This window comes from Dechloromonas sp. ARDL1 (assembly GCF_051122455.1).
Classification (GTDB): domain Bacteria; phylum Pseudomonadota; class Gammaproteobacteria; order Burkholderiales; family Rhodocyclaceae; genus Azonexus.
In genome coordinates this window covers 4,068,530-4,086,908 of record NZ_CP168939.1, presented here as the reverse complement: position 1 = coordinate 4,086,908, position 18,379 = coordinate 4,068,530, and the positions used below count along the sequence as shown (strand labels likewise).

Genomic DNA, 18,379 nt, shown 5'->3' with positions numbered 1-18,379 from the left:
CCATGGAACGGCGGCAACATTGTGTCGTGTTGATCATACCGATTCGTTCCGAATTCAGTATCAGGGTAAACCAGACGGGATAGCGGCGAACGTGGCTTACATCACGCTCGGCACAAAGAGTGCAGCGGACACTCCGGCGCAGCCGGACGGCTATCGGTATCCGGCCTCGCCCAGGCGTCGCGCCACCCAGGCCTGGCCCAGGGCCAGCCCGCCATCGTTGGGGGGCGCCAGGCGGGCCTCCAGCAAGTCGACACCGATGGCCCGCAAGTGACCACGCAAGCCCGCCATCAATACGGCATTCATGGCGCAGCCGCCGCCCACGGCGACACGTGCACCACCCACACGCCCGAGCGCGGCAGCGACGAAGGCGGCGAGGCCGGCGGCCAGGGTGGCATGGAACAGCGCGGCCCCATAAGCTGCATCGTTCTTGCACCCCATCAAGGCCGGCAACAGGGGAGAGAAATCAAGAACACAGCCATTGTCGCGCAGCACATAGCCGCCGGACAACGGTGCAACGGGACCATGCCGGGCCGCCAAGCCTTCGAGTTCCATGGCCGCCTGGCCCTCGAACTGCATCAGGTCGCGCAGGCCGAGCAGGCCGGCCGCCACATCGAACCAGCGGCCGAGACTGGTCGTTGGCGGACTGCGCAGCTTGCGATCGAGCATGGTCAACAGCGGACCGGGGTCGCGCCCCGGATAGTATTGGTGAATCCAGCCGCCGACCCGATACCCCAGGCCGGCTCCGTGCAGGGCGGAAACGGCCATCCGCCACGGCTCCCTGGCCGCCCGGTCGCCGCCCGGCATGGCCAGGGGGTGCAGATGGCCGATACGCTCGCAGCTGGCGCCGTCGAGACGCAACAATTCCCCGCCCCAGGCCGTACCATCCGGGCCAAGGCCGACACCGTCGATGGCCAGACCGAGAACCGGCCCGTTGTCATCCTGTTCGGCGCAAATCGCCGCAATATGCGCATGATGATGCCCAACCGCCTGTGCCGGGACATTGAATTCCTCCGCCAGTCGCAGGGCGAGATGCGTGGACGGAAAATCCGGATGCAGATCGTGGGCAACGATGTCCGGCCGAACATCGAGAATGCCCAGCAGGTGGTCGACGCTCTCTTCCAGGAAAGCAATGGCCGCCGCATTGTCGAGCCCGCCGATGTGCTGCGACAGGAAGGCTTCGCGTCCCTTCATCACGCAAATCGTGTTCTTCAGGTAGCCGCCCAGCGCCAGTACCGTCGGCCCGTCGTCGGCCCGGGACGAATTTAACGCGATGGGCACCGGCACGTAACCGCGCGACCGGCGGATGAAAGCGGGCCCTTGCGGCGCGGCGCGGACGACCGAATCGTCGCAGCGCGTCACGATTTCCCGGTCATGCAGCAGGACGGCGTCGGCGATGCCGTTCAGGCGCTCCAGCGCTTCATCGTTGCCGATGACCAGCGGTTCGCCATGCGGATTGGCACTGGTCATCACCAGCAACAGCTCGGCACGCTCCTGCAGCCAGGCCGTGCCAGCCGGCCGGCCGGCCGCTTCGTGCCAGAGCAGCAAATGCAGCGGCGTGGCTGGCAACATGGCGCCGAGCCAGGCCAGGCCGGGCGCAACGCCCGGCAACTCCTCCGCCCCCTTCGGACACAGCACGATGGGCGCGGCAAGGCTGCGCAACAGCTCGCATTCGTCCTCGCCCACCAGCGCGACACTGGTCAGCGAAGCCGGATTGAGCCCCATCACGGCGAAAGGCTTGGCCTCGCGTTGCTTGCGCTGGCGCAACTCGGCCACCGCCACGGGGTTGCGTGCGTCGCAGGCGAGGTGAAAGCCGCCCAGGCCCTTGATCGCGACGATATGCCCGGCTTGCAGACGGCGCAGTGTTTCGCCCAGCGGGTCGCCGGCCAGCGGCGGCCCGGCGGCATCGAGCAGCCACAATTGCGGCCCGCAATCGGGGCAGCAGGTAGTTTCGGCGTGGAAGCGGCGATCCGCCGGATCGACATATTCGGCGGCGCAGGGCGCGCACAACGGAAAACCGCTCAGGCTGGTCTGCGCCCGGTCGTAAGGAATGCGCCGGCTGACCGTGTAACGCGGCCCGCAATGCGTGCAGGTGGTAAAGGCGTAGCGCCAGCGCCGGCTGGCCGGATCGCAGATGTCGGCCAAGCACGCCGTGCAGATCGCCGCATCGGGACCGATGGCAGTCCTAATCTTGCCTGCAACGCTGTCGAGAATAACGAAACCCGTTTCCGGCAGATCGCCGGAGACGGCTTCGACCGTAACAGTATCGATACGCGCCAGCCTGGGCGCGTCGTCACGCAAGCGTCGTTCGAATTCCATCCAACTCGGGCCACAGACAAATACTGTGACACCGTTGCCGTCGTTACGAACCCAACCGGCCAGGCCAAGTTCATTGGCAATACGCCAGACGTGGGGCCGAAAACCGACCCCCTGAACAATCCCGCCGATACGGAACAGGTACCCAAGGCATCTCATTGCGATGCTTCGTTAGCTGTTTTTTTCCCTATCAACCGCAAAATACCCCAGACAGCCAAGCCAGGCAGCAATCCGAACAGAAATACGCTTGCTCGACCAAAGCCAAATACCCAAAAGCCGAGCACGGCAAGGAGCAAGAGCAGCACTGAAAGCACAACGGCTCCAGCGACATCAAGTGGGGCAAAACCACCGACTCGCATTGGTCTATTTTGCTGCCAACCGGCGTTCCAGTTCGGCAATCCGCGCCTTCAACGCATCCACGCTGTCACCGTGCCTGGCGCGCTGCGTTTCCAGCCCGGCCTCGATCCAGTCCAGCCAGGCACCCATGCCGTCGCCGCTGGTGGCCGACACACGGAAGATGGTCAGGTTCGGATTGACGCGACGGGCGTTGGCTTCGGCGAGATCGGCATCGAAGCTCAGGTAGGGCAGCAAGTCGCACTTGTTGAGCAGCATCACGTCGGCAGCGGCAAACATATCCGGGTACTTGAGTGGCTTGTCCTCGCCTTCGGTGACCGACAGGATCGCCACCTTGTGGTGCTCGCCGAGGTCGAAAGCCGCCGGACAGACGAGGTTGCCGACATTTTCGATCAGGAACAACGATTCATCCTTGGGCTGCAGGCGCTGCATGGCATGGCCAACCATGTGTCCATCCAGGTGGCAGCCCTTGCCGGTGTTGATCTGCAGCGCCGGCACGCCGGTGGCGCGGATGCGCTCGGCGTCGTTGGCGGTCTGCTGGTCGCCCTCGACAACGTTGATGGCAACCTTGTCCTTCAACAGTTCGATGGTCTTGCAGAGCAGCGTGGTCTTGCCCGAACCGGGGCTGGACACAAGGTTGAGCGCGAAGATGCCGCGCTCGTCGAACCAACTGCGGTTGGCGGCGGCGTAGGTGTTGTTCTTGGAAAGGATGTCCTGCTCGATCTGCACCATGCGCGCTTGGCTCATGCCCGGCACGTGGGCGCGCGCGGGGCCGGTGCCGTAGTCGAGATCGCCGCCGATGGCGTGTTCGTGATGGTGGTGCGGGTGATCGTGGTCGCCGCCATGCACATGGCCGTGAGCATGGTCATGCGCATGGCTGTGCGTCGTACCGTCGGCATGCACGTGGTCGTGCGTGTGGCCATGCACGTGGGCGTGCTCGCCCTGGTGCACATGCTCGTGAACATGCATCGTGCCGTCGACGTGCGTATGCGAATGGGCATGCACCCCGGCCGGCATTGCCTCGGCGTGATCGTGCGCGTGATCGTGCGCATGGTCATGGCTATGCGTATGCACCGTGCCGTCGGCGTGCACGTGGGTATGTTCATGCGCCCCGCCCTCGATCTTCACTTCACCCGCCCCGCAACCGCAAACCGTACACATCCTTGTCTCCTTTTTCGACCTCGATCACTCGATCTCAATTTCCTTGACCCGCATTTCGGTGCCGCCTGTCGCCTGCACCTGATGACTGCCGCAAGTCGGGCAGGCACCGTAAAGCGCTTCCATCGGCACGGTCGCCGCGCATTTCATGCACCATCCGCTGCCCGGCACGTCGACGATCTCCAGCGCCGCGCCGTCGGCGATGCTGCCCCGGGTGACTGCATCGAAGCAAAAACGCAGGGCATCGGGCTGCACCGACGACATGCGGCCGATTTCCAGCACCACCAGTTTCACGCGCAGGGCCCGCTCGCGCAGCGCGGTGTCTTCAACGAGTTGGAGCACGCCTTCGGCGAGCGACATTTCATGCATCTTGCAGTTCCACGACGTAGGGCAGACAGGGATCGGCGGCAAGTATCGCCTGATCCAGCCCCTGGCGGGCTTGATCCAGGGTAATAAAACGACGATTGGCAAGCAGGGCGGTCAGTGCCCGCGCATCGCCAAACAAGCTGTCGGTTGGCGCCTGGACGCGATAGCGGACGACCTTGCCGTCCTCGACATGGACGGCGTGCGTTAGTACGCCACGTGCGGTCAGCGTCTGGCCTACCCCCCACCCCGCCCCGCCGGCGGAGGCGATCGGGAAGGGGCGGCCGGTTTCCAGCGCGTTCAGGGCGGCATCGACTTCGCGCAGCCGGGCACTGTAGATGGCCGATACCGACTCCGGCAAGGGCTGCGCGGGCATCTGCGCCTGCATGCCTTGCCAATAATCCAGCCAGGCATCGGGCGCCAGCGCTGGTAAGGCATGCTGCTCATGGGATGCATCGCCACCCGCTGCCGCCAGACGCTCCAGGCAGGTCTCGGCCAGGGGCTTGAGGACAGTATCGCGCAGCTCTGCCGTCGATGCGACGACCGCATCGCCATTGCGTCCGGAACGCCACGCGATGAATGCCTCCTTGGCCGGCAGCAGGCCGACGGCGACCGGCCAGTCCAGCAGCAGCCGCCACAGGTTCTCGTGCAGCGTTTCGATCCACAGTTCGGCGTGCTCCGGTGTGCGCGGCGTCTCGCCCAGCGCCACATTGACCGCCGCCTGCGCCGCCACGCGCTGGGCGTGGGCGCAGAGCGTGAACAGGTAAGGCACGGTCTTGATCACGACATCGGGCAACTGGCCTATGAACAGGCGGGTCACCGATGGCCGCTGGAGATCGACGGCGATATCGCGCAATACCTCTCCATCGTGAGTGGCGCGCACGACCAGCTGGCCGGCCGAAGTCATTGGCTCAACCCGAGAAAGGCCCGTCGCCCGGAAGCCGGCCTGGCCGGCGCAGCTTCCGGCGCCGCCATCGGTCCGGCATGCAAGGCATGGCTCACCGCCAACGCGGTCAGCCGGGCCTGTTCCTGCGTCGGAAACTCGAAGGCGGGCGAGAACAGCGAGCAGAGGTGATAGACACCGATGCGCGCCTCCTCGGCGACAGTAAATTCGTAATCTCCGGACGGAAAGCGCCAGTCGTGCTTGCTGCAGGCGGCCAGGACAGGCCAATCCGCTTCCTGGCCGGGCAGGCACAGCAGGTTGATGGCCCAAGGGGTGATCATCACGCCCGCCCAATGGCCTTGTAGCGTACGCGCGAAACCGACCGCCTCGACGCTCAGCGCTGCATTGCAGATCGGCAGGTCGGCCATCCGGGTGCGCGCGATGTCCGTGAACACCGACACCAGTTCGGCCGACGGATCGTTCGCCCAGACTTTCACGCGGCCAACCCTCGGCTCATTCCGCCCTCCAAAAACACAGAACAAGCGACACCCCAAGTGAACCCGCTGCCGACCCCAGCTGCCTAGGGAGGGCTCGGACCTCATTCGCGGTCGGTCGCATTCCAAGGCAAGCCTTGGAACCTTGCTCCCTGCTCATTCGGTCACCATGAACTTGTGCTTGGGCGCATCGCAGCCCGGGCAGCACCAGTCGTCCGGCAGGTCGGCGAACGGCACGCCGGGGGGAATACCGCGCACGTCGTCGCCCTGCTCGGGGTCGTAGACCCACCAGCAGATACCGCATTCCAGTTTGTCTTCCGGCTTGACGCCGTGATGTGAACCTTCGAATCGCATGGTCAGTGATCAGCTTCGTGATTGGCGAAAGGACGTGCACGCCTCGATTGCATTTCGCCCCCAATTGCATGCCGGGGCACGCCCATGCTAACGCGAGTACGAGCGACTGCGCCAGCGGCGCGAACGCTCGCTTTCGGTTTCGACGCAACTATTCCGCGATGCCGTATCAGACGGGTTCGACCATCATGTCGAGGTATTCACGCAGGCGCTCAACCGAATCGCCGAAGTCTTCGTCCGCCGCCAGCGCCACGTCGGGCATGCCGACGATTTCGATGGAGTTCAGGATCAGGGTGTCCATGCTGTTGAAGTACTGCACCCACCAGACGTTCCGCAGCCGCGTGCTGGTGATGCGGCAATTGCCGTAGCCACGCGACAGCAGCGATACCTCTCGGTGCCCCAGCCAACCGTAAAGGGTATCGAGATCGGCGTCGGAAACCGGCAACAGGGTCAGGTTGATGATGTGCGCCGGCTGGCCCGGTTTGAACGCGGCGGCCTGCATGCGGATTTCCTCGACCAAGGCCTGGGCGTTCATGCAGCCGACCGGATAGTCGGGAGGCGGAAGCGTCGCCTCGGCCGCCCTCAGCATGGCATCGGTGAGAACTTCTGGAATGGCGCCCGTTTCCAGTCTGTCGACCAGCATCGCGCCATCGTCGGCCATTTTGAGTACGCGCCAGATGCCGGCGAAAGCCGTCTCCTGCACGCGCCAATGCTCCGGCGCGGTGGTAAAGGCACTGACCTCGCCAAAACCCATCGACTGGTTGATCACATCGCGCACCCCGGCCTCCAACCCGAGCAGGTCGAGTTTCGCTCCTCCGGCCATACCCGCATGCGTCGCCCCCTCAAGGAAGACCCCGAGCAGGCGGGCCGCCTGGTCGACGGATTCCGGCGAGGCGTTGTCAGGCAGTCGCGGCTGATGGAAGGTTTCCATCCCCTTGGGCATGGGCAGGTAGTCCGGCGCTTCCTCGCCCTGGGACCCCGGCCCCATGGCAACGACGGAAATCGGGAAGGGACGCATCGTCGACGGATTCATACGCAACCTCCTTGCGCGGCAACACGAACAGGAATACCGATCGGCTTCGGCTGGGCCGGACCGCTGAGCAGGCGGGTAACTTCGGACTGGTATTCGCCCCAGTCACGAATGCCGTTCAGGGAACCGACGAACTCGCCATCGCGCAGGAAAACGACGGCAGGCGCGCGCGCGATGCCGAATTGCTGCATCAGGGCAGGCGCCGTATCGGGCCCCGCGACATGGCGGGAAACCTGGTCGCCCAGCGGCTTGAGGGCCTCGGGCAAAATGACGCAGGCGTCGAGCACCTCGAGATTGCGCTGCGGGTCATCGGTGATCAGTACAGCCGCGAGGCCGGCCGGGAACTCGGGGCTGTCACCTTCGAGGCGGCGGAAGGCGTGCTTGCTCTGCATGCGGGCAATCGCCGACTGCAACCGGTCGAGCGAGGTCGGGCCGGGAGAAAGCTGGAGGCTCATGATTGTTGTGTCCTCAGAAAATCGGGTAGTTGGGGTTCGCGGTCGAGATCTGCGAAAAACGCGGAAAAATCGGTAGCGCCGGACTGGGCGGCTGCCAGCGCATCGAGTGCCGCATCGATGGCCGCAGCCCGCTCGGCCGGTATGATCTCGCGCGCGGCATCGAGAAAGGTGAGCAGCCAGGTTCCCGGCGGCTGCGCGCCAACCAGGCTGAGATCGACCCGCAGTTCGCCGTTACGGCTGCGGCAGCGGGCGAAGTGCTCACCGGACTCGATCACCTGTGCGGGAATGCCAAGGCACATGTCAGGCCGCTCCTGCAACCCGGCAGCGCGACAAGGGGCGAGCGAGCCAGGAGTGCCCGGCGATCATGCCGCCCCCATGTTCAGGAAACGGGCATCGCCCAGGCGATAGGCCTGGTCGGCCGGCGGGCGCTCGCCCTCGTAGACGTCGATCGCCAGGGCCGTATCGGTAATCGGTTCGGCAACCTCGTCACGAGTGCCCCCCGGCGCACCCCAACGCGCAAGCCAGTCGAGCGCCTTGGCGAGCGCCGGCGCCATCTGCGCCTTGACCACATCGCGCAAGCTACCGCCATAGTCCTCGAGCTCCTCGGGCTGCACGCCGATCAGCACCAGTTCTTTCGGCAGTTTGCCGGTCAGCTCGGCGGCCATCAGAACTTCCTGGAAACCGGTCTGGTGCAGGCTCATCTTTTTCGCGCCCATGAAGCGCGGCACCTGATCGCCGATCACTTCGCGCATCGTCCCCGGCGCGTCGCCGTAATCGACGGCATCGAAGACCAGCAGACAATCCGCTTCCTGCACATAGGGCAACAGGTAGAGACCCTGCGTGCCGCCATCCATCAGCGTCACCTGCGGCGGAAACGTCCAGCCGGCATTGATTGCTTCGACGCAACGCACGCCGAAGCCTTCATCGGCCCACAGCAGGTTGCCGATACCGAGAACCAGAATGCGTTTGGAATCCATCGTCATCTTCCGAAAAAAACGCCCCGGTCGCGTGAGGGTGCGAGCCGGGGCAAACGCAAGGTAAACCTTAAACCTGAGCGCTGGCGAGACTGCGCCGGCAGCAGCGCTGCGCGGTACGCACCGACCACGCGGCCTCAGCCGACACGGGCATCAGTCCTTGAACATCCGCCAGCCGCTGATCATCGTGGAGATCAACGATTGGCGACTCATGATGTCTTCGCGGATGGCTGCATAGACATGCACCAGCACGAAGGTCATCATGATCCACATGCCCAGGCGATGCAGGCTGTGCACCTGCATCGAACCGCCGAACAGCGGAATGAGCCAGCCGAACAGCACGTCGCTCCAATGGCCGAGCCCGGCGCCTTCGCTGTACAGCGCGAAGCCGGTAAACACCATGCCGACCGCCAGTACGGTGAAGAAGAAGAACATCATCAGCTGGGCCATCGGGTTGTGACCGACGTATTTCTTGGGCGTCTTTTCGAGGAACATGTACCAGCGCAACTCGAAAAACACTTCGCTCCACCACTGCGGATTGGTGATCGGCAGCTTGAAAATCTGCTTGGCGTGGTGGTTGCCGACAATGGCCCAGTAAATGCGGCCGAGCAGGCCAATGGCAAAGATGTAAGCCGCGGCGAAATGGGCGAAGCGGATATAGCCCATCAGGAAATTCTCCGCGGCTTCGCCGGGCACGGTCGGCAAGGGTTTGCCGATGAAGTAGCCGGTCACCGCGAGAATCACCATGCACAAGGCATTGATCCAGTGCCAGAGCCGCACCGGCGCTTCGTAGACGTAGATCGAACGAACCTGTTTACCGTGCCGTTCGGCCTCCAGCATGTCCTGTTGAGAGAGCATGATTGCCTCCTTTCCGGACCGCTCAGCGGACCTTGACCGACGTCATTTCCTGGCCGTCCGGACTCATCACGTGCGTCGAGCAGGCCAGGCAGGGATCGAAGGAATGCAGCGTGCGCAGGATTTCGAGCGGCTCGTCCGCCTTGGCTACCGGGGTATCCATCAGCGAGGCCTCGAAGGCACCGATCTGGCCCTTGTGGTCGCGCGGACCGCCGTTCCAGGTAGTCGGCACGACGCACTGGTAGTTGTCGATCTTGGTGTCCTTGATCTTGATCCAGTGGCCGAGCGCACCACGCGGGGCTTCGGTGAAGCCGGCGCCCATGGCTTCCTTCGGCCAGGTGCTCGGTTCCCATTTCTCGATATTGGCGGTATTCAGATCGCCCGCCTTCAGGTTGGCCATCAGCTTGTCGAATTGCTGGCTCTGCAGCTTGACGCAATACGCCGTTTCCAGACCGCGCGCCGCAGTGCGGCCGAGCGTCGAGAACAGCGCGGTAACCGGTACGTCGAGCTTCTTCAGCGCACCTTCGACCAGACCGTGGATTTCCGGATACTGCTTGGGCTGCAGGTAGCCGAGCACCATGCGCGGCAGGCAGCCGACTTCCATGGCGTGACCGCGCCAGCGCGGTGCCTTGATCCACGAATACTTGCCGCCTTCATCCAGTTCCTTGATGTTGGTCTTGGTGCCCTTGGTGTTGGGGCCGAGCACGAAACTGGGCTCGGTAACGCCGTCGAACGGGTGCAGGCCCTTGGTCTCGTCCGGGTACTTGTACCAGGAGTGGGCGACGAATTCCTGCACCTGCTCCGGGTCCTTCAGGTCGACCGGGTGGATTTCGTCCAGCTTGCCGTTGATGATCGCGCCGCGCGGCAGCAGCAGGTTACCCGAGGTGTAGTCGTTGGCCTTCTGCGGAATGTCGCCGTAGGACAGCAGGTTCTTGGACGACAAACCGCCGCCGTACAGCCAGCCCTTGTAGAAGGAGCCGATGGCCAGCAGGTCGGGAATGTACACCTGCTCGACGAATTCGGTAGCGCGGTCGATGATGCTCTTGACCAGGTTCAGGCGCTCCATGTTCACCGCCCCGACGGCACCGACGCCTTCGAGGTTGATGGCGCAGGGCACGCCGCCGACCAGCCAGTTCGGGTGCGGGTTCTTGCCGCCGAAAATGGTGTGGACCTTGACCAGGTCCTTCTGGAAGTCGAGGGCTTCGAGATAGTGCGCCACGGCCATCAGGTTGGCTTCCGGCGGCAGCTTGTAGGCCGGGTTGCCCCAGTAGCCGTTCATGAAGGGGCCGAGCTGGCCCGATTCGACGAATTTCTTCAGGCGGTTCTGGATGTCGCGGAAATAGCCCGGCGACGACAGCGGCCACGACGAAATGCTCTGTGCCAGCGTCGAGGTCGCCTTCGGATCGGCCTTCAGCGCCGACACGACATCGACCCAGTCCAGCGCATGCAGATGGTAGAAGTGCACCAGATGATCGTGAATGTACAAATTCAGCTGCATCAGATTGCGGATAGTGTTGGCGTTTTCCGGAATCTGGATCTTCAGCGCGTCCTCGACGGCGCGCACCGAGGTCAGCGCGTGGGTGCCGGTACACACGCCGCAGATACGTTCGGTGAAGGCCCAGGCGTCGCGCGGGTCGCGGCCCTTGAGGATGACTTCCAGACCGCGCCACATGGTACCGGTGGAGACGGCGTTGCGGATGACGTTCTTGTCGTCGAGGTTCACTTCCACGCGCAGGTGGCCCTCGATACGGCAGACCGGGTCGACGACGACGCGCTTGCCGGAGTTGTCGAGCTTGAAGCCTTGGGTTTCGTAGGCAGCCATCTAATTATTCCCCCTTCTGTTCTTCACTGGTGCTGGCAGATTCGCCGGCCTTCTGGCGGGCGCGGGCCAGTGCCGTCACGGCGGCATGGGCGGCAATCGCGGCGCCGACGGTACCGGCGGCAGCCTTGCCGATAGAGTCGGCATTCGCTTCGGCGCCGAACGGCGTGATCGAGGTCACGCGGTCGTAGAAGCTGCCCTTGTCCCAGAAGCCTTCTTCCGAGCAGCCGATACAGCCGTGGCCGGATTGCACCGGCCAGCTGACGCCGCCGTTCCAGCGCATGGACGAACAGGCGTTGTAGGTGGTCGGGCCCTTGCAGCCCATCTTGTACAGGCAGTAACCCTTGCGCGCCCCCTCGTCATCCCAGGCTTCGGCGAACTGGCCGGCGTCGAAATGGCCACGGCGGTAGCACTTGTCATGGATGCGCTGGCCGTAGAACATCTTCGGGCGGCCCTGGCGATCCAGCTCGGGAATGCGGTCGAAGGTCAGCATGTAGGTGACGACGCCGGTCATGACTTCCGCAATCGGCGGGCACCCCGGCACGTTGATGATCGGCTTGCCGGAAATGACCTTGTGCACCGGCGTGGCGCGCGTCGGATTCGGCTTGGCGGCCTGCACGCAACCGTAGGAGGCGCAGGCGCCCCAGCTGATGATCGCCTTGGCGTCGGCACAGGTTTCCTTCAGTACTTCGACGAAGGGGCGACCGCCATGGATGCAGAACATGCCGTCTTCGTTGAGCGGCGGATTGCCTTCCACCGCCACGATGTAGTTGCCCTTGTACTTCTTCTTGACCTCCTCGATGATCGCCTCGGCCTGGTGGCCGGCAGCGGCCATCAGGGTGTCGTCGTAGTCGAGGGAGAGCATGGAGAGCACGACATCCTTGGTCAGCGGGTGCGCCGAGCGGATGAAGGATTCGGAACAGCAGGTGCACTCCAGGCCGTGCAGCCAGATCACCGGCGTACGCGGCTTGGTTTCCAGCGCATGGGCAATGCGCGGTGCTGCCGCGGAACCCAAGCCGAGCGAAGTCGCGGTCAGGCTGCAGAATTTCAGGAAACTGCGCCGGGTGATGCCCTGGCGGCGCAGCACTTCATAGAATGTTTCTGTCACTTGGCAATCCCCCGTTGGTTGTTTTGTCTCCGGAGCAACCAACGCAAGGCGTGTGCCACGCTCGAACAAGACGCGTTTTCTTGATGAAAATCAAGGCATTTACCAACAAGCAATCAAACACCCAACACCACTCGCTGCGAGACAACTGAAAAACAAGTATCCAAAGTGGAAGAATTAATTCCACATCAAATATGAAGCTGTTCGTCACAATTGATCAGCATCAGCACGGGCTCGGTGGACTCGTTCTAAAATTCGCGAAAGGAGGAACGCGTGCCCACAATTATCGAGCTGGTTAAGGATCACAGCGACCGCATGTCACCGGAGACCAGCTTGCGTGAGCTTGCTGCGCGGATGCTCTCGCGCGGCGTCTCGTCGGTCATCATCACCGACAACGGAGCTGCCGTCGGCATCGTGACCGAAAGCGACCTGTTGCGCATCATGCGTCGTGGAGGATCGCCGGACCAGCCCGCCCGGGAAGCGATGAGCAGCCCGGTTCACACTGTTACGGCTAACACGGATTTCCGCGAAGCTTATCGGGAGGCAGCGAATCTCGGCATTCGTCGCATTGTCGTGACCGACCAGGCCGGACTCCCGGTCGGTACGGTCACCGAATCCGATTTCCGCAAGCACCTCGGCCCCGATTTCTTCATGCATTTGAACAGCGTCGATACATTGATGGAGACGCGCTTTCCACGCCTGCCGCCGGATGCCGCGCTCGGCGATGCGCTGACTGCCATGGAAGCGGTTCGCTGCAGCTGCGCCATCGTCGCCGACGGGCGCAAGCCGCTAGGCATCTTGACCGAACGTGATGTGGTCCGGCTTTTCCTGCGCGGCGAAGGCGCGGCGCCATTGGGTACCGTCATGACCAGCCCGACGATCACCATCGACAGCGACCGACCGCTGGCCGAGGCAGCCCAACGCATGCTCGATCACGACATTCGCCACCTGGCCGTCGTCGATCGCGGCGGCCATCTGGTCGGCCTGCTCTCGGAGCACGCGCTGATGACCCCGCTCAAGCACGAGTTGCTGGACCATGCCATTTGCGAGCGACAGGCCTTGGAGCAGGCCCGCGATAAACTGCTGGAAGACACCACACGCAAGGAGCGCTGTCAGCGCGCACTGCTCGACAACTTTCCTTTCCCGGTCTGGCTCAAGGATACCGAGTCGCGCTTCCTGAGCGTCAATCGCGCGTTCTCCGAAGCTGCGGAATGCGACCAGACAGATAGCCTGATCGGCAAAAAAGACCTCGATCTCTGGCCGCCAGCGCTAGCCGAACACTATCGCGCCGACGATCGCTCGGTCATGGCATCGCGACAAAAGAAGGTCTTCGTCGAACCCATCATGGTCGGCCATGCCGCTGTCTGGCACGAGACCTACAAGGCGCCCGTGGTCGACGACGACGGCACCTTGCTGGGCACCGTCGGATTCGCCCAGGACATTTCGGCGTGCAAACGCGCCGCAGAGGCGATGCACCTGCGCAATACGGCCTTGTCGGCGCTGATCGGCGGCGACAGCCTGGAAAAGGTTCTCGAACTCATCGCCCGCTCGTTCGAAGCTGAAATTCCCGGGTGGAGGTGCTCGGTGATGCTCGCCGACAACCAAGGCACATCCCTGCACATCGGCGCCGCACCCAGCATGCCGGCGGCGTATCACCAGGCAATCGACGGACTGATTATTGCCCCCGATTCAGGCTCGTCCGGCGCCGCCGCCGCACTGCGCCAGCGGGTCATCGTGGACAATGTATTCGAACATCCGAACTGGGTCAGGTACCGCGACCTTGCCAAAGCAGGGGATTTCTCGGCTTGCTGGTCCGAACCGGTCATTGGCTCTCGCGGGCAGTTGCTCGGCACGTTCACCGCTTACTACCGCACACCGACGAATCCCGCAGAGGTCCATCTCGGCCTGATTGCCCAGGCGGCACAAATGACCGCACTGGTCATCGAGCACGGGCGTAATGCCCAAGGCCTCAGCAGCAGCCTGAATACCTTTCGCGGTATTTTCGACAGCATTGGCGAGGCCCTGTTCATCCAGGCGGACGACCGATGCTTTCTCGACGCCAACAGCAGCGCCGAGCAGCTCTTCGGCTTTCCGCGCAGCGAACTGCTCGGACAGACTCACGAATTTCTGGTCCTGCCCGGCCTGTGCGACCTGCCGGCCATCGATAACAAAATTAATGCCGCCTTGGCCGGCATGCCGCAAGTATTCGAAACGCTGGCCCGTAACGCCCGGGACCAGGTCTTTCCGATTGAGGTACGTCTGCGCACGGCCAGCTATTTTGGCCGGACCGTCGTGATCGCTTCCGCCGTCGACATCTCGGAACGAAAAAATGCCGCCTTGCGCCTGGAGATCGAACATGATCTGGCGCAAAGCCTTGCCACCGAGCCGAGCCGCGATGTCGTCATGGCCTCCGTGCTCAAGGCCATGTTGCGCTTCCCCGAATTGAGCGTCGGCAGCGCCTACCTCCTCCATCCGGACGATAGCTACCAACTTCTCGCTCATGAAGGACTCTCCCTCGAGTTCCTCGGAAATACACTCAGCTTCCCGGCCAGCACTCCCTTTGCTCGCCAGGCCGCCGGGGGCAAGCCGGTCTGCATGCGGGAAGCCGACTTCGATGACCAGCCCGGAATCAATCCACTGGAACCAGCGATCCTGCGCGCCGAAGGATTGCGCAGCCTGGTACAACTGCCGATCCTGATCGACGAGCGCACCATTGCCTGCCTGGTTCTCGGGGGAAAGCTGAGTTCGTGCATTTCCCAGGCCACGCTGCACTCGCTGGAAATCCTCTGCCAGACCGTTGGCCAGACCCTGCAGCGCCTGAATGCCCTGGATGAATCCCGGCGCCTGCAGCAGAACCTGAGCGGCATTTTCGATGCGTTGAGCGACTTCATATTCGTTCTCGACGGCGAGGGTGCCATCCTGCATCACAACCGGGCGGTAACCGAAACCCTCGGCTACGACCAGAATCAACTCAAAGGCAAGCCGGTTCTGACCGTACACCCAGCCAACCTGCGGGAGCAGGCCGAAGAGCGCATGGCCGACATCGTTGCCGGCCGTACCTGCAGTTGCCCACTGCCGATTCTGTGCGCCAACGGTACTGAAATCCAGATCGAAACCCGGGTAACCCGCGGTTACTGGGATGGGAAGCCAGCCTTGATCGCCGTCTCTCAGGACATCAGCGAACGTTTGCGCGCAGAGGAACGACAGCGCCTGGCTGCCAGCGTATTCGACAATGCCCACGAAGGCATCATGATCACCAACGAAAAAGGCAGAATCGTCGAGGTCAACAGTACCTTTACCGAGCTGACCGGTTACAGCCGTGCCGAAGCCATCGGCCAGACACCGGACCTGCTCAAGTCCGGCCACCACGATGCCGCCTTTTACAGCGACATGTGGAACACCATCGCACAGGATGGCTACTGGCAGGGAGAAATCTGGAACAGGAAGAAATCCGGTGAAATTTTTGTCGAACAACTGACCGTTTCCGCCGTACGTGATCGGAGCGGCGTGATCTCCCACTACGTCGCCATCTTCTCGGACATCACGGTCATCAAGCAGCACCAGCAACGCCTCGAACACCTTGCTCATTTCGATGCCCTGACCCAGTTACCCAACCGCATGCTGCTCGGCGACCGCATGCAACTGGCCATGGCCCAGACCGAACGCAGCAGCAAGATGCTGGCCGTCTGCTACCTCGACCTCGACAACTTCAAACCGATCAACGACGAGTTCGGCCATTCGGTCGGTGACTACCTCTTGATCGATGTCGCCCAGCGCCTGAAGACCTGCGTCCGGGCCGGGGATACCGTCGCCCGCCTGGGCGGCGACGAATTCGTGCTGCTCATCGCCAACCTCGAAGACCTGCACGAATGCGAACTTGCCATGGGGCGCATCATCAATGCACTGGCGCAGCCTTTCCGCGTCTCGCAACGCCAAGTCTCCATTGCCGCCAGTATCGGCGTGACACTCTATCCGCATGACGGCGCCGACTCCGACACCCTGCTCCGTCATGCCGATCAGGCGATGTACGCCGCCAAGCAGGCGGGTCGCAACCGCTATCACCTGTTCGATCCCGAAAATGACCGTCGCGCCCGGATTCGCCGGGAGGAAATCGGCCGCATACGCGAAGCCCTGGCCAACAATGAATTCCGGCTGTACTTTCAACCCAAGGTTGACATGCGTCAGGGAACGGTCGTCGGGGCCGAAGCGCTGATTCGCTGGCAGCACCCCGAGCGCGGCATTCTCCTGCCGGCCAGTTTCCTGCCCGTTGTCGAAGGAACCGAAACCGCCATCGAAATCGGCGACTGGGTAATCAACGAAACCCTGAAGCAGCTCGATATATGGCTAAGCGAATCGGGCCTCCGGGTTTCGGTCAGCATCAACATCGCCGGCAATCACCTGCAGAACCCGGGCTTCTCGCAGCGCCTAGGCGAATTGCTGACCTGCTATCCTGCAGTCTTTCCCTCCCAGATCGAACTCGAAATCCTCGAAACGGCAGCCCTTGCCGACGTCGGCACCACGGCCGCCCTGTTTACCGAGTGCCGCAACCTCGGCGTCAGCTTCGCGCTGGACGACTTCGGCACCGGCTATTCCTCACTGACTTATTTCCGGCGCCTGCCCGCCGACATCCTGAAAATCGACCAATCCTTCGTCCGTGACATGCTCGACAATCCGGACGATCTCGCCATCGTCGAAGGCGTCATCGGTCTGACCCAGGCCTTCCGCCGCTCGGTCATTGCCGAAGGGGTCGAAACCGTCGAGCACGGCCTGGTGCTCCTCTTGCTTGGCTGCGACATGGCCCAAGGCTTCGGCATCGCCCGCCCGATGCCCGCCGAGGAGTTGCCAACGTGGATCGCCAGGTTCCAGCCGGATGAATTGTGGAATCTGGGCAATGCCTTCAACTGGTCGCGCGAAGACCTGCCCATGCTGATCGCCGAAGTGGACCACAAGCGCTGGACCCGCTCCCTCCACGCCTACCTGGACGACACCACGGGAAACGCCCCACCTCCGGCCACGGAGCATACGACTTGCCGCTTTGCACGCTGGTACAACAGTGCGGGAAGTCAGCGCTACGCTGCGATCGAAGCCTTCAGGGCGATCCCCGAGATCCACGCCCGCGTCCATGCCATCGGGCGTCAACTGATCAACCTGCACCAAGCCGACGATATCCCGGCACGCGACGCGCTGCGTCAGGAATTCTGCGCCAGCTCGGCGGAATTGAACGAACGCATTCAGCAAACCCAGGCCGAGGTTCTGATTTCCGCTCAATCCAGAAGACGATAAGCCGACGATTCAAGCTGACGGAAAGCAGCCAACAAGGCATCGATAGCGCGCGGTCGGACAAAACCAGCACGCCAGGCAAGCGCGACACGACGCGACGGCGCAGGCGGCGCAAACGGAATCACGCTGATCAAATCGTTGCTATACGGGTATTGCAAAGCGCTGTCGGGGAGCACGGAAACCCCCAGGCCCGAGGCAACCATGCAACGTATGGTTCCGATCGAGTGCCCGAGACGAACCCCGGTTTCCGGGCTGCTGACCTGAGGACAAGCCCCCAACACCTGATCACGGAAACAGTTGCCGGCCTTGAGCAACAAGACTTCGTCACCTGCGACCTCCTCCGGCAGGATCACTTGCTTGCGCTCCCAGGCGTGACCGCGCGGCACGATGACCTTGAAGGCTTCGTCGTACACCGCACGGGTGACAACGCCGGGCATGTCGAACGGAAGCGCCAGGATGGCGACATCGATTTCGTTGTCGCGCAACATCTCGGCCAGGCTGGCGGTCATGTTCTCCTCGATGGCCAGCGGCATCTCGGGAGCCAGGCGGCGCAACGACTGAATCAACAAGGGGAGCAGGTAGGGTCCGATCGTATGGATGACCCCGAGGCGCAGCGGCCCCTGCAACTGGTTGCGCCCCCACATCGCAATCTGGCGCACCTGCTCCGCTTCCTCGAGCGTCCGCTGCGCCTGCTCGACCACTCTGATACCCACCGCGCTCGGGCTGACAAAACCCTTGCCGCGCTCGAACAACTGCACGCCCAATTCATCCTCAAGGCGCGCAATGGCGACACTCAAGGTCGGCTGGCTGACGGAACAACGTTCTGCCGCCCGACTGAAGTTTCCATCCTGTGCCAGGGCCACGATGTAGCGCAATTCGGTCAGTGTCATGCGGTTCTCCAAAAGTGCGGACTTTGCAAAATCCACTTTTACTATAGGGTTAAAC

The 18,379-nt window shown here is 63.0% G+C and carries 16 protein-coding genes; 1 reads left to right on the top strand and 15 read right to left on the bottom strand.

Annotated features, from left to right (window positions below):
• Positions 1-150 precede the first annotated feature (150 nt).
• From hypF to AB6Q56_RS20155, 14 genes are all read right to left on the bottom strand, one after another.
• Positions 151-2,472, bottom strand: a complete 2,322-nt coding sequence (gene hypF, locus AB6Q56_RS20220) for a carbamoyltransferase HypF (protein WP_434514819.1) — start codon at positions 2,470-2,472, stop codon at positions 151-153.
• Positions 2,469-2,672 (bottom strand): hypothetical protein, encoded by a 204-nt coding sequence (locus AB6Q56_RS20215; protein ID WP_434514818.1) that lies wholly within the window; start codon positions 2,670-2,672, stop codon positions 2,469-2,471. The genes hypF and AB6Q56_RS20215 overlap by 4 nt, the downstream gene beginning before the upstream one ends.
• A gap of 4 nt (positions 2,673-2,676) precedes the next feature.
• On the bottom strand, positions 2,677-3,828 hold the full coding sequence (gene hypB / locus AB6Q56_RS20210; RefSeq protein WP_434514817.1) for a hydrogenase nickel incorporation protein HypB: 1,152 nt from the start codon (positions 3,826-3,828) through the stop codon (positions 2,677-2,679).
• A 24-nt stretch (positions 3,829-3,852) separates the two neighbouring features.
• On the bottom strand, positions 3,853-4,194 hold the full coding sequence (gene hypA, locus AB6Q56_RS20205) for a hydrogenase maturation nickel metallochaperone HypA (protein ID WP_434514816.1): 342 nt from the start codon (positions 4,192-4,194) through the stop codon (positions 3,853-3,855).
• Positions 4,187-5,095, bottom strand: a complete 909-nt coding sequence (locus tag AB6Q56_RS20200; RefSeq protein WP_434514815.1) for a hypothetical protein — start codon at positions 5,093-5,095, stop codon at positions 4,187-4,189. Before AB6Q56_RS20200 ends, hypA begins: the two co-directional genes overlap by 8 nt.
• The gene (gene hybE / locus AB6Q56_RS20195; RefSeq protein WP_434514814.1) at positions 5,092-5,568 is read right to left on the bottom strand and encodes a [NiFe]-hydrogenase assembly chaperone HybE; all 477 of its coding nucleotides are present in this window, start codon (positions 5,566-5,568) and stop codon (positions 5,092-5,094) included. Before hybE ends, AB6Q56_RS20200 begins: the two co-directional genes overlap by 4 nt.
• A 153-nt stretch (positions 5,569-5,721) precedes the next feature.
• On the bottom strand, positions 5,722-5,919 hold the full coding sequence (locus AB6Q56_RS20190) for a rubredoxin (RefSeq protein ID WP_434514813.1): 198 nt from the start codon (positions 5,917-5,919) through the stop codon (positions 5,722-5,724).
• 166 nt (positions 5,920-6,085) lie between these two features.
• Positions 6,086-6,949, bottom strand: coding sequence for a hydrogenase expression/formation protein (locus tag AB6Q56_RS20185; RefSeq protein ID WP_434514812.1), 864 nt, complete (start codon positions 6,947-6,949; stop codon positions 6,086-6,088).
• Complete coding sequence (locus tag AB6Q56_RS20180) at positions 6,946-7,401, bottom strand: hypothetical protein (protein WP_434514811.1); 456 nt, start codon at positions 7,399-7,401, stop codon at positions 6,946-6,948. The genes AB6Q56_RS20185 and AB6Q56_RS20180 overlap by 4 nt, the downstream gene beginning before the upstream one ends.
• On the bottom strand, positions 7,398-7,700 hold the full coding sequence (locus tag AB6Q56_RS20175) for a HypC/HybG/HupF family hydrogenase formation chaperone (protein WP_434514810.1): 303 nt from the start codon (positions 7,698-7,700) through the stop codon (positions 7,398-7,400). The genes AB6Q56_RS20180 and AB6Q56_RS20175 overlap by 4 nt, the downstream gene beginning before the upstream one ends.
• 63 nt (positions 7,701-7,763) lie before the next feature.
• Complete coding sequence (locus tag AB6Q56_RS20170) at positions 7,764-8,378, bottom strand: HyaD/HybD family hydrogenase maturation endopeptidase (protein WP_434514809.1); 615 nt, start codon at positions 8,376-8,378, stop codon at positions 7,764-7,766.
• Positions 8,379-8,528: 150 nt separating this feature from the next.
• Positions 8,529-9,233 carry a Ni/Fe-hydrogenase, b-type cytochrome subunit gene (cybH, locus tag AB6Q56_RS20165; RefSeq protein ID WP_434514808.1) on the bottom strand — a complete coding sequence of 235 codons (705 nt, stop codon included), beginning with the start codon at positions 9,231-9,233 and terminating at the stop codon, positions 8,529-8,531.
• A gap of 22 nt (positions 9,234-9,255) precedes the next feature.
• The gene (locus AB6Q56_RS20160) at positions 9,256-11,052 is read right to left on the bottom strand and encodes a nickel-dependent hydrogenase large subunit (protein ID WP_434514807.1); all 1,797 of its coding nucleotides are present in this window, start codon (positions 11,050-11,052) and stop codon (positions 9,256-9,258) included.
• Positions 11,053-11,056: 4 nt separating this feature from the next.
• The gene (locus tag AB6Q56_RS20155; protein WP_434514806.1) at positions 11,057-12,157 is read right to left on the bottom strand and encodes a hydrogenase small subunit; all 1,101 of its coding nucleotides are present in this window, start codon (positions 12,155-12,157) and stop codon (positions 11,057-11,059) included.
• 270 nt (positions 12,158-12,427) lie between these two features.
• Between AB6Q56_RS20155 and AB6Q56_RS20150 the strand changes: the two genes are divergently transcribed.
• Positions 12,428-17,437: an EAL domain-containing protein gene (locus tag AB6Q56_RS20150; RefSeq protein ID WP_434514805.1), complete on the top strand. Its 5,010-nt coding sequence runs from the start codon at positions 12,428-12,430 to the stop codon at positions 17,435-17,437.
• On the opposite strand, the gene AB6Q56_RS20145 is transcribed toward AB6Q56_RS20150, so the two are convergent.
• Positions 17,419-18,324 carry a LysR substrate-binding domain-containing protein gene (locus AB6Q56_RS20145; protein ID WP_434514804.1) on the bottom strand — a complete coding sequence of 302 codons (906 nt, stop codon included), beginning with the start codon at positions 18,322-18,324 and terminating at the stop codon, positions 17,419-17,421. The two genes, AB6Q56_RS20150 and AB6Q56_RS20145, sit on opposite strands and share 19 nt — an antisense overlap.
• Positions 18,325-18,379 lie beyond the last annotated feature (55 nt).

Bases quoted from the DNA above. Each gene is read 5' to 3' on its own strand.
- AB6Q56_RS20175 (WP_434514810.1), bottom strand. From the start codon at position 7,700: ATGTGCCTTGGCATTCCCGCACAGGTGATCGAGTCCGGTGAGCACTTC.
- AB6Q56_RS20190 (WP_434514813.1), bottom strand. From the start codon at position 5,919: ATGCGATTCGAAGGTTCACATCACGGCGTCAAGCCGGAAGACAAACTG.
- cybH (WP_434514808.1), bottom strand. From the start codon at position 9,233: ATGCTCTCTCAACAGGACATGCTGGAGGCCGAACGGCACGGTAAACAG.
- AB6Q56_RS20170 (WP_434514809.1), bottom strand. From the start codon at position 8,378: ATGGATTCCAAACGCATTCTGGTTCTCGGTATCGGCAACCTGCTGTGG.
- hypF (WP_434514819.1), bottom strand. From the start codon at position 2,472: ATGAGATGCCTTGGGTACCTGTTCCGTATCGGCGGGATTGTTCAGGGG.
- hypA (WP_434514816.1), bottom strand. From the start codon at position 4,194: ATGCATGAAATGTCGCTCGCCGAAGGCGTGCTCCAACTCGTTGAAGAC.
- AB6Q56_RS20180 (WP_434514811.1), bottom strand. From the start codon at position 7,401: ATGAGCCTCCAGCTTTCTCCCGGCCCGACCTCGCTCGACCGGTTGCAG.
- AB6Q56_RS20200 (WP_434514815.1), bottom strand. From the start codon at position 5,095: ATGACTTCGGCCGGCCAGCTGGTCGTGCGCGCCACTCACGATGGAGAG.
- AB6Q56_RS20145 (WP_434514804.1), bottom strand. From the start codon at position 18,324: ATGACACTGACCGAATTGCGCTACATCGTGGCCCTGGCACAGGATGGA.
- AB6Q56_RS20215 (WP_434514818.1), bottom strand. From the start codon at position 2,672: ATGCGAGTCGGTGGTTTTGCCCCACTTGATGTCGCTGGAGCCGTTGTG.
- AB6Q56_RS20185 (WP_434514812.1), bottom strand. From the start codon at position 6,949: ATGAATCCGTCGACGATGCGTCCCTTCCCGATTTCCGTCGTTGCCATG.
- AB6Q56_RS20160 (WP_434514807.1), bottom strand. From the start codon at position 11,052: ATGGCTGCCTACGAAACCCAAGGCTTCAAGCTCGACAACTCCGGCAAG.
- hypB (WP_434514817.1), bottom strand. From the start codon at position 3,828: ATGTGTACGGTTTGCGGTTGCGGGGCGGGTGAAGTGAAGATCGAGGGC.